Origin of the sequence: Limnohabitans sp. Jir72 (assembly GCF_003063575.1) — a bacterium.
In the GTDB taxonomy this organism is placed as follows: domain Bacteria; phylum Pseudomonadota; class Gammaproteobacteria; order Burkholderiales; family Burkholderiaceae_C; genus Limnohabitans_A.
Window position 1 is genome coordinate 253,299 of the sequence record NZ_NESC01000001.1, and the last position, 15,904, is coordinate 269,202.

A 15,904-nucleotide genomic window follows, 5' to 3' on the forward strand; every position below is an offset into this window, starting at 1 on the left:
CACTCAATCGTCGGTGTTGTCGTCCAAACCCGGAAACAGCACCGACGTGAAGCCAAATCGGCTGAAATCCCTCACCCGCATCGGGTAAAGCTTGCCAATCAAATGGTCACACTCGTGCTGCACCACCCGGGCATGAAAACCCTCGGCCGTGCGAACGATGACCTGACCCTTGGCATCGAAGCCCGTGTAGCGAATACGCTGCCAGCGCGGCACAATGGCCCGCATGCCCGGCACCGACAAACAGCCCTCCCACCCCTCTTGCTCCTCTTCACCCAAAGGCGTGATCACCGGATTGATCAACACGGTTTGCGCAAACGCCGGCTCATGCGGATAACGCGGATTGACCTGGCCGCTGCCAAAAATGACCACCTGCAAATCCACCCCGATTTGAGGAGCAGCCAGGCCAGCGCCATTCACAGCCCCCATGGTCTCCAGCAAGTCCGCCACCAAAGCATGCAACTCAGGCGTGTCAAAAACAGTCACCGGCGCAGCGGTACGCAGCAAACGCTCATCGCCCATCTTGAGAATTTCACGAACAGTCATTCAAGGTCCCCAGTAAAACCAACAGCATATCGCCATCCCCGTAGGAGCCCACCCCTGTGGGCGATGAGCGTGGTACACGCCCCCCCAAAAACCATCGCCCACGGGGTGGGCTCCTACCTGGAGATCGCGCAATGGGGCATGCCGACGGCATCATCCCGTAGGAGCCCACCCCTGTGGGCGATGGGCGTGGCACACGCCCCCAAAAACCATCGCCCACGGGGTGGGCTCCTACCTGGAGATCGCGCAATGGGGCATGCCGGACGGCATCATCCCGTAGGAGCCCACCCCTGTGGGCGATGGGCGTGGCACACGCCCCCAAAAACCATCGCCCACGGGGTGGGCTCCTACCTGGAGATCGCGCAATGGGGCATGCCGACGGCATCATCCCGTAGGAGCCCACCCCTGTGGGCGATGCCATCCCCGTGGGAGCCCACCCCTGTGGGCGATGGGCGTGGCACACGCCCCCCAAAAAACCATCGCCCACGGGGTGGGCTCCTACCTGGGGATCGCGCAACGGGGTGGGTTCTTGCAGAAAGATGCCTGATTGCTCAAGCCCTCAAAAGGCTGGATCAATTGGGTTTTTGCCCCAAAAGCAGCGTGGCCAAACCTGCATCGTCGAGCACCGGCACGCCCAGAGCCTGCGCCTTGTCGAGTTTGCTGCCCGCCTCGGCACCGGCCACCACGTAGCTGGTTTTTTTGCTCACCGAACCGGCCACTTTGGCACCCAAGGCTTCGAGCTTGTCTTTGGCTTCATCGCGCCCCATGCTTTGCAAGGTGCCCGTCAACACCACCGTGACGCCCGCCAGCGGCATCTCGGTCGGGGCCAGGGCATCGCCCTCGGCCCAGGTGATGCCTGCATCGCGCAGGGCCTGTACCACTTCGCGGTTGTGCGCTTGGTCGAAAAACGTGCGGATGCTGTGCGCCACGATGGGGCCCACATCGGCCACTTGCAAAAGCGCATCTTCGCTGGCCACCATGATGGCGTCCAGCTGCCCAAAGTGCCGCGCCAGCTCCTTGGCGGTGGCCTCGCCCACATGGCGAATGCCCAAGCCGAACACAAAGCGCGGCAATGTGGCTTGCTTGGATTTTTCCAAGGCATCGAGCAAATTGACAGCCGACTTTTCGGCCATCCGATCCATATTGGCCAGGTTCTCCAGTTTCAGGTGGTACAGGTCTGCCAAGGTGTTGACCTGACCTGAGTCGACCAATTGGTCCACCAATTTATCGCCCAAACCATCCACATCCATGGCGCGGCGGTGTGCAAAATGCCAAACCGCTTGCTTGCGCTGCGCACTGCAAAACAGCCCGCCGGTACAGCGGTGGTCGGCTTCGCCGTCATCGCGCTCAGCCAAGCTGCCGCACACCGGGCAGTGGCTCATCATGGTGAACACCTGAGCATCTTCTGGGCGCTTGTCCAGCACCACCGACACCACCTCGGGGATCACATCGCCCGCACGGCGCACGATCACGGTGTCGCCCACCCGCACATCCTTGCGGCGGGCCTCCAGCTCGTTGTGCAGCGTGGCATTGGTCACCGTCACGCCACCCACAAACACCGGTGCCAACTTGGCCACCGGGGTCAACTTACCCGTCCGCCCCACCTGCACATCGATGGCCAGCACGGTGGTCATCTCTTCTTGCGCCGGGTATTTGTGGGCCACGGCCCAGCGGGGCTCGCGGGTCACAAAACCCAGTTGTTGCTGCCAGTCCAAGCGGTTGACCTTGTACACCACGCCATCGATGTCATACGGCAAGGCATCGCGCTCGGCGGCCATGCGCTGGTGAAAGCCCACCAGACCTTGAGCACCATCCACACAGGAAGTTTGCTCGGCCACCGGAAAGCCCCAGCGCTTGAGTTGTTGCAAGGCCTGTTCATGCGTGGCCCAAACGGGAGCGCCTTCAGACGGCGCGCTGATGTCGCCCCAGCCATAGGCAAAAAAGCTCAAGGGCCGCTCGGCCGCGATGCCCGAATCCAGCTGGCGCACCGCACCTGCTGCGGCATTGCGCGGATTGACGAAAGTTTTTTCACCCTTCATGCCCGCAGCAATGCGGGCACGCTGGCGCTCGTTGAGCTTTTCAAAATCATCGCGGCGCATGTAAACCTCGCCGCGCACCTCCAGCACCGCAGGGGCATCGGCCGGCAAGCGCAGCGGGATCTGGCCAATGGTGCGGATGTTGGCCGTGACCTCTTCCCCCGTCTCGCCATCGCCACGCGTGGCGGCCTGCACCAGCACACCGGCTTCGTAGCGCAAGCTCATGGCCAAGCCATCGAACTTCAGCTCGGCCACATACTGAACGGCAGGCTCGGCCTCGCTCAGGCTCAGCTCTTTGCGCACACGGGCATCAAAGGCCTCAGCACCGCTGGCCTCGGTGTCGGTCTCGGTGCGGATGCTCAGCATCGGCACCCGGTGCCGCACGGGCGCAAACGCATCCAGCACCCGACCGCCCACACGCTGCGTGGGCGAATCCGGCGTCAACAACTCGGGGTGCACCGCCTCCAGCGCTTGCAACTCGCGAAACAGCCGGTCGTACTCCGCATCTGGCACCTCGGGCGCATCGAGCGTGTAGTAGCAATGCGCGTGGTGGTGCAGCAACGAGCGCAACTCGGCGGCCCGGGCCAAATTGCCCGCTTTGTCTGCGCCGCCGGTCGAGGCCTCCCCAAACAAGTCCCGTGTGGCCATGCTTGCACCGATCACGAGAAAAGGCGGCGCGCCTGCAGCGACCCCGCAGACAACTCGCGCTGGTCGAGCGCATCGTACAAGTGGCCCAGATCAGCGGCAATCTGATCGAGCACCTCGTCACCCAAAACCTGACCCGCGCCATCGGTGACCCAAGCATCCATGTCCTTGGCCAGTCGGCTGGCCGATTGGCGCAGTCGCTCAAAAGCCTGGTCCTCGCGGGCAATCTGGGGCAGATCCAGGCTCAAGGAAAACTCGCGAATGGCCGACAAAGTCGGGTCATCGGCCATGGCCGCGTGGGTGTCAAAAGTCAAAGACAACACCGGCGCCAAGCCCTGCACGCCCGATGGCAACACCATGCGCCCGGGCATGGCACCGGGCACAAACCCCAAACGCCCAGCATGCTGCTGGATGTAGCCCGGGCTCCAGGCGGCGGCACGGGCACAAAGCGTGAAACTCAGCTGCGCATCATGGTCGCTGGCAAATTGGTCCAACTCACGGGCGCGGGCCACTTGTTCCAGCATCTCGCCGAAAGTGGCCGTGCCATTGACCGCATCGGCAAAGGCCTGCGTCTTGACCACGAACTCGGAGAACTCGATTTCATTGAGTGCGCCCATGCGGTTGGCCATTTGCACCCCCGCCTGAAACGCCGTATAGCGGCGACCCGGCAGCAAAGGCTCCCACTCGCCATTGAGCTGGCTGCAGCCCTCCACATTGAACGGCTTGGTGCCCACGCGGCGGGTGCTTGGCAAAGCCGCCAAGGCGGCATCGCCCGACACCGGCTGGTCCACCTCCACCATGGCGATCACATCGATCAAACCATCCAGCCGCGCCTTGCGCTCAGGCTGGGGCAGGTTGGCAAAATCATCGGTCAAGACCGGCTCCAAGGGCTCGGAAACACCCAACCCCAAAGCTTGCTCGGGCAAAGGCTCGGTCTGCGGATCGGCCTGGCGAGGCGCATTTTTGCGCGACATCCAGTGGTTGTAGATCACGACCCCGACCAAGGTCAGGCCACCGATACCGGCCAAACTGATTTGCAAAGAACTCAAAGAATCGGGCATAAAAAAATCTTCAATTTCAGGCCATATCGGCCATCGACACCGCAGACTCCATGTCCACGGCCACAATGCGCGAAACGCCCTGCTCCTGCATCGTCACGCCAATCAGTTGCTCGGCCATTTCCATGGCAATCTTGTTGTGGCTGATGAACAGAAACTGCGTTTCCTTGCCCATGCCCGCCACCAGCTTGGCGTAGCGCTCGGTGTTGGCGTCGTCCAGCGGCGCGTCCACCTCGTCCAGCAAGCAAAACGGCGCCGGGTTGAGCTGAAAAATCGCAAACACCAGCGCAATCGCCGTCAGCGCTTTTTCGCCACCCGACAGCAGGTGAATCGTCTGGTTTTTCTTGCCTGGCGGCTGCGCCAAAACCTGCACGCCTGCGTCCAAAATTTCGTCGCCCGTCATCACCAAACGCGCATTGCCACCGCCAAACAGCTCGGGAAACATGCGGCTGAAATGCTCGTTCACGATCTTGAAAGTGCCGCCCAACAACTCGCGGGTCTCGCCATCGATCTTGCGGATCGCGTCCTCCAGCGTGTTCATCGCCTCGGTCAAATCGGCGTTTTGCGAATCCAAGAAAGTCTTGCGCTCACGCGAGGTGCTCAGCTCTTCCAGCGCGGCCAGGTTGACCGGCCCCAAAGCCGTGATCTCGCGGTGAATGCGGTCGATCTCGCCTTGCAAACCCGTCACGCGCACCTGGCCCGTCTCGATGGACTGGGCCACGGCCTCCAGATCGGCCTGCGCATCGGCCAGCAGCTGGGTGTATTGCTCCAGACCCAAGCGGGCGGCTTGCTCCTTGAGCTGCAAATCGGTGATGCGCTGGCGCAGCGGGTCGAGTTCGCGCTCAAAAGCCACCCGGCGCTCGTCACTGGCGCGCAGCTTGGCGGTCAGCTCGTCATAGGCGCTGCGGCGAGCGCCCAAAGCCTGCTCGCGCTCCATCTTGACGGCCAGCACATTCTGCAAGCCCGCCTGGGCCGCAGCATCGGTCAAGCGGCTCAGTTCATCGCGGGCACGCTGCATTTCGGCGTCGATGCTGGCCACTTGCTGCTGCGCGGTTTCAATCGTGCGGCTGAGTTCTGCGCGGCGGGCGTCCAGACTGCGCTGCGAGAACTGCGCCTCTTGGGCGCGGCGCTCCAAGCTGCGCTGTTGTTCGCGGCACTCGCTCAGCTTGCGTTCGGACTCGATCACCCGCTCGTCCAGTTGGGCGTGGCGCTCCTGGCTGTCGGCCAGTTGCATGTCCAGCTCTTCAAAACGGGCCTCGGCCGTCACGCGGCGCTCTTGCAGCTCATCCAGCAAAGCCTCCACTTCGGCCAGATCGTTGGCAATCTGCTCGCTGCGGGCGCGGGTCTGCGCCACCAGCTGCGACAAGCGCAGGGTTTCGACCTGCAGCTCGTGCGTGCGCGACTGGCTCTCGGCCGCTTCGCGGCGCACCGCGACCAAACGCTGCGTGGCATCGGCATAAGCCGCCTCGGCGCGCACCAAGGCACTGCGGCTTTCCTCGGCGATCAAGGTCTGGGCGCGCTGCTGCTTTTCAAAATTTTCAATGTCCTGGGCGCGGCCCAGCAAACCGGCTTGCTCGGAGTCTTGTGCATAAAACACCACGCTGTTCAAGTCCACCGCATGGCCGGCCTGCACCAACAAAGTCTCGCCGGGCTGCAGCTGGCCTCGCCAAGCCAAGGCTTCTTCGATGCTGGGCGCGGTGTAACAGCCCTGCAGCCAATCGGTCACCAAAGCCGACAAACCGGCATCCGAGATCCGCAGCTTTTGCGCCAAAGGCACGCAGCCGCCAGGCAAGCCACTGCGTGGCTTGGCGGTACAGGCCAAAGGCGAAGTGAAGAAAGACAACTTGGCGGGCGGCGCATCGTTGGCAAAGGCGCGCACCATGTCCAAGCGCGACACCTCCAAGGCCGACAAACGCTCGCGCAAGGCCGACTCCAACGCGTTTTCCCAACCCGACTCGATGTGAATGCGGCTCCACAAACCTTCCAGCCCATCCATGCCATGCTTGGCCAGCCAAGGCTTGAGCTTGCCGTCGGTGCGCACTTTTTCTTGCAAAGCCTTGAGCGCCTCAATGCGGGCGCTCAACTCGGCCAAGCGGGCCGACTCTTCATTGACCGCTTTTTGGCGCACACGGCGGTCTTCGTCCAGCGCAGGCACCTGCTCCTGCAAGTCATGCAAGCGGGCCTGTGACTCAGCCGCCAAGGCCTCAGCCTGTGACAACTGCGCTTGCAGCGCGTGCAGGCGCGCCTCGTCGGGCGCGGCCAGCGCATTGCGATCGGCCAGCAAACGCTCACGGCGGTTTTCAAGCTGGCGCGATTGTTCTTCCACATTGCGCTGGTCAGCGGCCAACACACCAATTTGCTGCTGCACCTGCACCACGCTGGCGCGCTGAGCATTGGCATCGTTTTGCGCTTTTCGCAGCGCCTCCTCCAAATCGGGCAAAGCCATGGCCTGGTCTTCCACCTGGGCGGCCAGCGTCATGCTCTGGTCTTCGGCCATGGCCGCTTGCTCGGCCAGCGTTTCCAACTCGGCCTGGGCATCTTCGCTGCGGGTGCCCCATTGAGCGGTTTGTTCGATCAACTGCTGCAAACGCTGCTCGGCACGCTGGCGGCCCTCCACCACAAAACGGATTTCGGCCTCCAGGCGGCCCACCTCGGCGCTGGCCTCATACAAAGCCCCCTGCGCCTGGTTGACCTGATCGCCCGCGTCGTAGTGCGCCTGGCGGATCGTTTCCAAGTCGGACTCCACATGGCGCAAATCGGCCACGCGCGACTCCAGCGCATTGACCGCCTGGTCCACATCTGACTTGACCTTGCCCTGATCAGCCTCGGCATCGCGGCGCTTGAGGAACCACAGCTGGTGCTGCTTGAGCGTGCTGTCGGCCTGCAAATTGTTGTAGCGCTGGGCCACCTCGGCCTGCTTTTCGAGCTTTTCCAAATTGGCGTTCAGCTCGCGCAAGATGTCTTCAACACGGGTCAGGTTCTCACGCGTGTCGGACAAGCGGTTCTCGGTCTCGCGGCGGCGCTCCTTGTATTTGGACACACCAGCGGCCTCCTCGAGGAACAAGCGCAGCTCCTCAGGGCGCGACTCGATGATGCGGCTGATCGTGCCCTGGCCAATGATGGCGTAGGCACGTGGGCCCAAGCCCGTGCCCAAAAACACATCCTGCACATCGCGGCGGCGCACCGGCTGGTTGTTGATGTAGTAACTGCTGTTGCCGTCGCGGGTGAGCACGCGCTTGACGGCGATCTCGGCAAACTGGCCCCACTGACCGCCCGCACGGTGGTCGGCATTGTCAAACACCAACTCCACACTGGCACGGCTGGCCGGTTTGCGGGTATTGGTACCGTTGAAAATCACGTCTTGCATGGACTCGCCACGCAACTCGGACGCCTTGGACTCGCCCAACACCCAACGCACCGCGTCCATGATGTTGGACTTGCCACAACCGTTGGGGCCAACCACGCCCACCAACTGCCCAGGCAGCACAAAATTGGTCGGCTCAGCAAACGATTTGAAGCCAGAAAGCTTGATGGAATTGAGACGCACGTCGGTCGAATCGATCAAAAAAAGAGTGAACCGGATGACACCACACAAGGCGCATCAGCCCGATTGAAAGCCCAAACCCGCAGGCCCGGAACAACCATCAATATTAACCCAGCCGCCCCCCTCAAACACACAGCGCCACAACACCCCATCACCCACAAGGTGGGCGCCCATACAGACCGTGTGGATGTTTGTAGGAACCCACCCCCGTGGGCGATTTCGCGCAAACCCCCAACGCAAGCCATCGCCCACAGGGTGGGCTCCTACAAAGGCAAAGCCATCGCCCACAGGGTGGGCTCCCACAAAGGCAAAGCCATCGCCCACGGGGTGGGCTCCTACAAAGGCAACGTGGGGTTTTTGTAGGAGCCCACCCCCGTGGGCGATGGTTTTTGGCGCATCAAAGCCACGCCGCATCCCAGTGTGAATACGCCCCCACCGAAACACTCAAACCCGCCCGGACGGGATTGGCAATCACATACCGCGCCAAGGCCTTGATGTCTTCTTCGCGCCGCACCGCATGATCGTGGTAACCCCGCTGCCAAACCTGCTGACCCAAACGGTGCGTCGTGATCGACTTGATACCGCGCACACTTTGAGCCAACGACGTCGACTCGCCCAACTGCATCAACCAATGCAAATGATCGGGCATGACCACAAACGCCAAGCTTGAAGCACGATGCATGTCACTTTCTGCTTTGAGAATTTGAACCAGCACACGCGCAGCAGAAAAATCATCAAAGATGCGCCGCCTTTCAGCCGTGATCAGCGTGACCATGTAAATCTGTCCGGCCTGCGAAAAGCGGCCCGAGCGCAAACGATGCGCATGCGGCTTCGAATCGTCCATTTGTTGCTCTCTCCCTGAAGAGAAAGACTACCCAAAAAATCGCAAACTGTGAATCGGGCAATCGCCCACGGGGTGGGCTCCTACGGTTTTTTGTGGGAGCCCACCCCTGTGGGCGATTTCACGCATACCGCCAATTCATGCAATCGCCCACGGGGTGGGCTCCTACGGAGGCAAAACCATCGCCCGTGGGGTGGGCTGCTGCGAGGACAAAAATCACATCTTGTATAGATGTGGTTTTTTGAGGACGTGCTTGACGGCCAATCTCACACCGAATGCATGCTGCCGAGCAATTGGTCTGCTAATTCAGAAAAAACCGATCTGGCCTCTGCAAAAGACACCGTTTCGCCAAAAACCAACTCGTCTACAAACTGCAAATAGTCACGCTCAAAACCATCTGCTTGCGCGTGAAGTGCTTGGAGCACATCGCGCATCTGGCCAACAGGGTTCAGCTCAAACTCAGGGTACTGGTTGCGGTATTGCGCAGCATCGCCCGCCACCAGCGCTGCAAAATGCGCATGCGGCGGCTCGCTCTTCAAGCGCTCATGGTGCGCCACAATCGCCTGCACATCGTACAGATGGCGAACCAAACGATCATCGTATTCAGCGCGATTGCGCCCTGCCCGCACCTCTGCCGTGCGGCGCAAAAACGACAACACCTTTTCGGCCAAAGTCTCGTCCACGCTGATGCACTCGATCTGGAAATCATCTGCGCGGTCAGCGATCAACTCAGCCAGCATCGAGCGGATCGGCAAAGGCGCTGTGGGCAAAACCGGTGGACGCGCATTGAACTCCACCTTGATCTCGGGGCGCAGACTGGCCACAGGCGAAAACCGACTCTCGTAAAGCAAATTCATCGCCACATAACTGTTCTCGTCACGCGCCACGACCTGCTCTGGCGGCACATGAAAACCCGCTTCCTGAAACACCAGCGTCACCCTCTTCTTGAACTGACTGAGCCGCTTACTGCGGGCCGTGCGCGACAAGCCCTCGGGCACCACCAGCTTGAAATCGACATCTTCGGACATCCGATCAATCAACCTGTGTGCTTTGGAAAGGCATGTCCCACCGCAAAACACCAAGCCCACGCCATCCGTGTCCGTGCTGGCGATGTGCCGAAGCGCCTGGGTCAAGAGCAGGTCTTTTTCGAATATCCCAGGGGGCAACGACGACAAGGATTCGTTGCGAATATCCAGAATTTGCTTATGCTCTTGCGCTGTAATTGTTTTCATAACGCACCGTGCTGATACCGACTGTGATCTTGCGGGTGATGCGGCGATCACCCGTATCGAATGTGGTGCGCACCGGAATCTGCGTCGTCCGCCTTTCGATATAAGCACGCTGCGCACGACCCAAAGTGACAGGCACATTCAGTTTTTCAAATGTCTCTTGCGCCAACTCTTCAAGCGACACACGCGGCACGGGCTTGCCCGAGAGACTGCTGGGCCGAGCCTTGGCATACGTGCCATAACCCAAACGCACCAGCTTGCCATCGGCCACCAGCTGCTTGAGCACGCGGCTGATCTGACTGGGGCTGCCCATGCGCTCGAAATCGACACGCATGACCACCTCTCCTTTGCGCAAAGCAATGGAACGAACCATCCTGTCCTTCAAGCTGTACCGGCTCATGAGGGCCTCCCAAGTGATGCAAACAATGCTCATTCACTATACAACAAATCAAATATTCAATCTTTTTAAAACCCATCAACTACAGGGCCCAGCATGCGTAGGAGCCCCACCCCTGTGGGCGATTTCGGGCATACCTCCAACGCAGGCAATCGCCCACGGGGTGGGCTCCCACGGTTTTTTGTAGGAGCCCACCCCTGTGGGCGATTTCGGGTGTACCTCCAACGCAGGCAATCGCCCACAGGGTGGGCTCCTACGGTTTTTTGTGGGAGCCCACCCCTGTGGGCGATTTCACGCATATCGCCAATCCATGCCATCGCCCACAGGGTGGGCTCCCACGGTTTTTTGTAGGAGCCCACCCCTGTGGGCGATTTCACGCATATCGCCAATTCATGCCATCGCCCACGGGGTGGGCTCCCACAGTTTTTTGTAGGAGCCCACCCCTGTGGGCGATTTCGCGCATATCGCCAATTCATGCCATCGCCCACAGGGTGGGCTCCCACGGTTTTTTGTAGGAGCCCACCCCTGTGGGCGATTTCTCGCATACCTCCAACGCAGGCAATCGCCCACGGGGTGGGCTCCCACGAAGGCAACGTGGGTGTTTTGTAGGAGCACACCCCTGTGGGCGATTTCGGGCATACCTCCAACGCATGCCATCGCCCACGGGGTGGGCTCCTACGGTGTTTTGTAGGAGCCCACCCCTGTGGGCGATTTCGGGTGTACCTCCAACGCAGGCAATCGCCCACAGGGTGGGCTCCCACGAAGGCAACGTGGGTGTTTTGTGGGAGCCCACCCCTGTGGGCGATTTCGCGCATATCGCCAATTCATGCCATCGCCCACAGGGTGGGCTCCCACGGTTTTTTGTAGGAGCCCACCCCTGTGGGCGATTTCGGGCATACCTCCAACGCATGCCATCGCCCACGGGGTGGGCTCCTACACAAAACAAAACCCCACGCCCTTGTGAGGCGTGGGGTTTGTTTTTGGTGATTGATTGAGTGAGTGAAACAGCTTATCGCTGCGCTGCCATAGGTGCTTTACTGACAGAGTCGATGATGTCCAATTGACGCTTTGTAGCGCGCTGCATCACGCGGGTATAAACGACGGCCTTTTCTTCAGGCGTGGCGCTACGGAAAAACCGTGCAAAAGGTGTTTCAACAACCGAGGGGGATTTTTTAGGCGTACGTTTTGGCATGTGAGTTCAATTGTGGATGGCAATTTCCATGACTTGCTCTCGGTTAAATCGTTCAGGAACCAACTTGTCAACATTATCCACATCGGCAAATGACCGCTGTGTTGAGCCATCCGTGTTCTTTAACAAAACGTCTACACGGATTTGATGGTCGTACTTGTCCTTCAATTTCTGAACAACCTCACGAGCCAAAAAGTATTGATCTACAAACTTCTCTGGTGGGATGTACCTGCCTTCATGCACCTCTCTGGCACGCACAAACTGCCATGCAAAAGCAGGCTCTTGATACACGTACAGAATCTGCACAAGACGTCCACGCTTGAGTGAACGTTCTATGTTTTTCTGGGCCACTGCGTAATTAGACAAAGTTCCGTCAAGTAAAAAACTTTGACCTTGGGCCAAAGCGCGGTCATGAATGCGCTCAACCAACAATGCCACAGCTCCTTGAAATAGCCAAGAATTTGAGCCTCCATAAGCTGGAAACTCAACACGCAAATCATCTGGGTCTATGCGAAGAATCGAATCAAACTCACTCAGCAGCTCCATAGATGCCTCGGTCTTTCCTGCACCAGGCGAGCCCGCCATAAAAACTGAAACAGGCTGCTCTTCACTTGGGAACTTATCTAAATCCGTTCTTTCACGCGCAATGCGCGTGCGGTGTGATTTGGCATAAGCCAGCGCTTGTGCTTGCACTTCTTCATTGGTTTGAATCATTGCCACCCCTTTGCTCGCAATTTAACGTAAAAACCCCACGCCCTTGTGAGGCGTGGGGTTTGCGCGTGAAAGCCTAGCTTTCCACGGAACAAATCTGACACACGTGGTTGCGTCACACTCAATCAAGCGTGTAGTGAACGCATGGCCAGTTCCGGGGACGTCGACACAATTTTCAACAATGCCGCTGCGGGACCGGTTGGGTTACGGCGGTGTTGTTCCCAATTTTGAAGCGTCTTCACGCTCACACGCATCATCTGCGCGAACTCGGACTGCGACAAACCCACTTGCTCGCGAAGCAGACGCACATCAAGATTGTCGATCTCAAAGCGTCGTGAAGCCTGGGCATTCCCCTTGGAAATCGCTTTGGCCTCTTTCAAACTTTGTACCAAATCATCGAACAATGCTTTTTCCATTTTCACAACTCCTTCACCAAGTCATATCGTGTTTGTAGGAGCCCACCCCTGTGGGCGATTTCACGCATACCGCCAATTCATGCCATCGCCCACTGGGTGGGCTCCCACGGTTTTTTGTAGGAGCCCACCCCTGTGGGCGATTTCACGCATACCTCCAAAGCAGGCCATCGCCCACGGGGTGGGCTCCTACACAAAACAAAACCCCACTACCTTGTGAGCCGTGGGGTTCAAGCCTGAACTGAAAAAGATTAAGCCGCGTGTCCGTGTAGCACCTCAACAGGCAGTGCACCATTTGCACGGGCGTCCAGCACGACGACTTCAACGGCGGTGCCATCAGCGGCGAAGCTGACATGCGTATTCCAGTCTTGCGACACCTTGCGAGTGATAGGTTTGTCTGACAGATGAATCAGCAAAATATCATCGTCGGCGTCATAAGTAGTTTGCATCGTTACTTCACCAAAACAAAATATGAGTGAAATCAAGAAACTTCGACGCAGGCCATTTCGTGAATTAGCAGCGACTCTTGAATCTGTTGCCTGTTATCCAACAAAATTTTCAACGTTGCGGCTCGTGAAAAATTTTTTGTTTTCAACCAAATCACTTGTGGGGTGGACCCCATACCAAAGACAACTCTTGAAAATCTGCATCGCGCGTCACGATGACAAAACCATGCTTTTTTGCATGATTCCAAACATCCGTGTCGGAGCCGGACTCCAAGCCCTCGAGCACGACTTGCGAAGAGGCTGGGAAATCGTGCTGTAAAAAAGGAACCAATCTGCGGGACAGGTTTTCGTCCAACAACAACTTCATTGCACCGCCAGCGCGTACACCTTGTGTTCACGGTCTGCGGCAAAAGCCAACACCGCCGAAATGTCTTCCTTTTCTAGCTCAGGAAAATCTTCCACGATGTCATCGGCAGACATGCCATTGGAGAGCATCGACAGCACGTCGTAAACCGAAATACGCAAACCACGAATGCACGGGCGACCGCCGCGCTTTCCTGGCTCTAAAGTAATTCTGTTCATACCAACTCCAATCCGTGTTCGATGCGAACATTTTGCAATAAACCCTGCACAAACAAAAACCCCATACCCTCGTGAGGCGTGGGTGCGGGTGTTTTTTGTAGGAGCCCACCCCTGTGGGCGATTGCATGCGTTGTGGGTATGCCAGAAATCGCCCACAGGGGTGGGCTCCTACAAAGGCAAAGTCATCGCCCACAGGGGTGGGCTCCCACAAAGGCAAAGTCATCGCCCACGGGGTGGGCTCCCACAAAGGCAAAGTCATCGCCCACAGGGGTGGGCTCCCACAAAGGCAAAGTCATCGCCCACGGGGTGGGCTCCTACAAAGGCAAAGTCATCGCCCACAGGGGTGGGCTCCCACAAAGGCAAAGTCATCGCCCACGGGGTGGGCTCCCACAAAGGCAAAGTCATCGCCCACAGGGGTGGGCTCCCACAAAGGCAAAGTCATCGCCCACGGGGTGGGCTCCCACAAAGGCAAAGTCATCGCCCACAGGGGTGGGCTCCCACAAAGGCAAAGTCATCGCCCACGGTGGTGGGACTTACACGGCACGAAGTTCTTCGCGCACGACTTGGCGAATCAGGTGGCTCAATGAATCGGCCTCCAGGCTTTTGCGCAACGTTTCGTTGATCAGGGTTTGATAACCGCGACCACCCGCCTTGGCTTTAAACGCCTGCAATACGGTGTCATCCACCATGATGGTGATGCGTGTTTTTCCTGAAACGATCGAAGGAACAACTTGCGGCAGCAGCTTCATCTTTTTGATTTGAGCCAACGTCAACTCTGGACTCTCATCGTCAGGTTTTTCGCGCAACGCTGCGGCATCCACTTTGTCCCAATCAATGATGGGAAGCTCTTGCGAAGGTTTGAGTGTCAAATTTTTTTTGCTCACGATGATTCGCCTTTCTGAAAGAAATGATGTGAACCGTTTGAGGGTCTGGGATGCAAAAAACCACCACCATTAATCGCCCACTCAAAAAATTCATACCTATAAAACGTTGCTCGGGATAAACCTTGCGTACATCCTCAATGACAACCATGTGCACATCAAACATCCCCCTGGCCGCCAGTAAGGGCAGACCTCGATCACGTTCATTCGTCGCACTTTTGATGGCATTGCAAGTGAAGATCAGATCTTCATTTAAATGCATATTATCATGCATATAAATTATCTTCCATTTCAAAATATTTTTTGGGATTAATTCGACAAACCAATGACCCATGGGTGTTTTGTAGGAGCCCACCCCTGTGGGCGATTTCGGGCATACCTCCAACGCAGGCAATCGCCCACGGGGTGGGCTCCTACAAAGAAAAAAACCCACATCCTTGTGAGATGTGGGTTTTTTGAAAGCTTCAGGCTTGAAGGCCTTGGCTTGGGTTTAGCTGTGCTGTGTCATCAGCATGTGCTGGTCGATCAGCAGTTGGGCTGATGCGTCGTTGGTGGCGTTGTAGACCGCGTAGCTGTGGCCGTTGTCGGTCACTGTCGTGCCCGTGTTGGTCCAGTGGGCGGTGTCCAGGTCCACCGTGTCGTTGGCGTCGCCCTCAAAACGAAACTCGCGCTCTTATGAGGCACCGGTGCGGATGATTGTTGTAGGAGCCCACCCCTGTGGGCGATTTCACGCATACCGCCAATTCATGCAATCGCCCACGGGGTGGGCTCCCACGGTTTTTTGTAGGAGCCCACCCCTGTGGGCGAATTCGGGCATACCTCCAATTCATGCAATCGCCCACGGGGTGGGCTCCTACGAAGAAAAAGCCCACACCCTTGTGGGGTGTGGGCTCTGTCGCGGGTAGCGGCGGGGTCGTGTTACGACATCGTCGCTTGCTGCATGTGCTGCTGGTCGATCAGGGCTTGCAGGGTGGCGTCGGCTCTGTGATGTGCATCTCCACATCGAGACCCATTTTTGTGGCCATCGCCACTGTGTCCAACGCAAACAGTTCTATCTTTCCACGGAACAAATCTGACACACGTGGTTGCGTCACACTCAATCAAGCGTGTAGTGAACGCATGGCCAGTTCCGGGGACGTCGACACAATTTTCAATAATGCCGCTGCGGGACCGGTTGGGTTACGGCGGTGTTGTTCCCAATTTTGAAGCGTCTTCACGCTCACACGCATCATCTGCGCGAACTCGGACTGCGACAAACCCACTTGCTCGCGAAGCAGACGCACATCAGGATTATCGATCTCAAAGCGTCGTGAAGCCTGGGCATTCCCCTTGGAAATCGCTTTGGCCTCTTTCAAACTTTGTACCAAATCATCGAACAATGCTTTTTCCATT

General features: G+C 58.3%; 16 protein-coding genes and 2 pseudogenes. All 18 read right to left on the reverse strand.

Annotated features, from left to right (window positions below; translation table 11 throughout):
- Nucleotides 1-3: 3 nt before the first annotated feature.
- The 18 genes and pseudogenes from def to nadS (B9Z52_RS01130) all read right to left on the reverse strand — a co-directional run bounded on the left by def (nt 4) and on the right by nadS (B9Z52_RS01130) (nt 15,903).
- Nucleotides 4-543 (reverse strand): peptide deformylase, encoded by a 540-nt coding sequence (def, locus tag B9Z52_RS01055; protein ID WP_108412015.1) that lies wholly within the window; start codon nt 541-543, stop codon nt 4-6.
- A 569-nt stretch (nt 544-1,112) separates the two neighbouring features.
- Nucleotides 1,113-3,224, reverse strand: coding sequence for an NAD-dependent DNA ligase LigA (gene ligA, locus B9Z52_RS01060; RefSeq protein ID WP_108412016.1), 2,112 nt, complete (start codon nt 3,222-3,224; stop codon nt 1,113-1,115).
- 11 nt (nt 3,225-3,235) lie between these two features.
- Nucleotides 3,236-4,270 (reverse strand): cell division protein ZipA C-terminal FtsZ-binding domain-containing protein, encoded by a 1,035-nt coding sequence (locus B9Z52_RS01065; protein WP_108412326.1) that lies wholly within the window; start codon nt 4,268-4,270, stop codon nt 3,236-3,238.
- A 28-nt stretch (nt 4,271-4,298) separates the two neighbouring features.
- Complete coding sequence (smc, locus tag B9Z52_RS01070; protein WP_108412327.1) at nt 4,299-7,826, reverse strand: chromosome segregation protein SMC; 3,528 nt, start codon at nt 7,824-7,826, stop codon at nt 4,299-4,301.
- 394 nt (nt 7,827-8,220) lie between these two features.
- Nucleotides 8,221-8,667, reverse strand: coding sequence for a transposase (locus B9Z52_RS01075; protein WP_108412017.1), 447 nt, complete (start codon nt 8,665-8,667; stop codon nt 8,221-8,223).
- Nucleotides 8,668-8,930: 263 nt separating this feature from the next.
- Entirely contained in the window at nt 8,931-9,896 is a 966-nt protein-coding gene (locus B9Z52_RS01080) for a nucleotidyl transferase AbiEii/AbiGii toxin family protein (protein ID WP_108412018.1), read from the reverse strand.
- Complete coding sequence (locus B9Z52_RS01085; protein ID WP_369907794.1) at nt 9,868-10,326, reverse strand: DUF6088 family protein; 459 nt, start codon at nt 10,324-10,326, stop codon at nt 9,868-9,870. Before B9Z52_RS01085 ends, B9Z52_RS01080 begins: the two co-directional genes overlap by 29 nt.
- Before the next feature lie 973 nt (nt 10,327-11,299).
- Complete coding sequence (locus B9Z52_RS17555; RefSeq protein WP_146182754.1) at nt 11,300-11,482, reverse strand: hypothetical protein; 183 nt, start codon at nt 11,480-11,482, stop codon at nt 11,300-11,302.
- A gap of 6 nt (nt 11,483-11,488) precedes the next feature.
- The gene (locus tag B9Z52_RS01090; protein WP_108412019.1) at nt 11,489-12,193 is read right to left on the reverse strand and encodes a zeta toxin family protein; all 705 of its coding nucleotides are present in this window, start codon (nt 12,191-12,193) and stop codon (nt 11,489-11,491) included.
- A gap of 122 nt (nt 12,194-12,315) precedes the next feature.
- Nucleotides 12,316-12,606, reverse strand: coding sequence for a NadS family protein (gene nadS / locus B9Z52_RS01095; RefSeq protein ID WP_108412020.1), 291 nt, complete (start codon nt 12,604-12,606; stop codon nt 12,316-12,318).
- Between the two features lie 248 nt (nt 12,607-12,854).
- Entirely contained in the window at nt 12,855-13,052 is a 198-nt protein-coding gene (locus B9Z52_RS01100; RefSeq protein ID WP_108412021.1) for a DUF2283 domain-containing protein, read from the reverse strand.
- A gap of 32 nt (nt 13,053-13,084) precedes the next feature.
- Nucleotides 13,085-13,416: pseudogene (locus B9Z52_RS18245) on the reverse strand (DUF5615 family PIN-like protein).
- Entirely contained in the window at nt 13,413-13,631 is a 219-nt protein-coding gene (locus tag B9Z52_RS01110; protein WP_108412022.1) for a DUF433 domain-containing protein, read from the reverse strand. The pseudogene B9Z52_RS18245 and the gene B9Z52_RS01110 overlap by 4 nt, the downstream one beginning before the upstream one ends.
- A 533-nt stretch (nt 13,632-14,164) precedes the next feature.
- Nucleotides 14,165-14,500 (reverse strand): BrnA antitoxin family protein, encoded by a 336-nt coding sequence (locus tag B9Z52_RS18045; protein ID WP_233251758.1) that lies wholly within the window; start codon nt 14,498-14,500, stop codon nt 14,165-14,167.
- Entirely contained in the window at nt 14,463-14,846 is a 384-nt protein-coding gene (locus tag B9Z52_RS01120; protein WP_146182755.1) for a BrnT family toxin, read from the reverse strand. The genes B9Z52_RS18045 and B9Z52_RS01120 overlap by 38 nt, the downstream gene beginning before the upstream one ends.
- Nucleotides 14,847-15,002: 156 nt before the next feature.
- Entirely contained in the window at nt 15,003-15,146 is a 144-nt protein-coding gene (locus B9Z52_RS17800; RefSeq protein WP_158270489.1) for a hypothetical protein, read from the reverse strand.
- A 322-nt stretch (nt 15,147-15,468) separates the two neighbouring features.
- Nucleotides 15,469-15,606 (reverse strand): annotated as a pseudogene (locus B9Z52_RS01125) (hypothetical protein); the annotation flags it as partial.
- A 6-nt stretch (nt 15,607-15,612) separates the two neighbouring features.
- Nucleotides 15,613-15,903, reverse strand: coding sequence for a NadS family protein (gene nadS, locus B9Z52_RS01130; protein WP_108412025.1), 291 nt, complete (start codon nt 15,901-15,903; stop codon nt 15,613-15,615).
- Between the last annotated feature and the right edge of the window lies 1 nt (nt 15,904).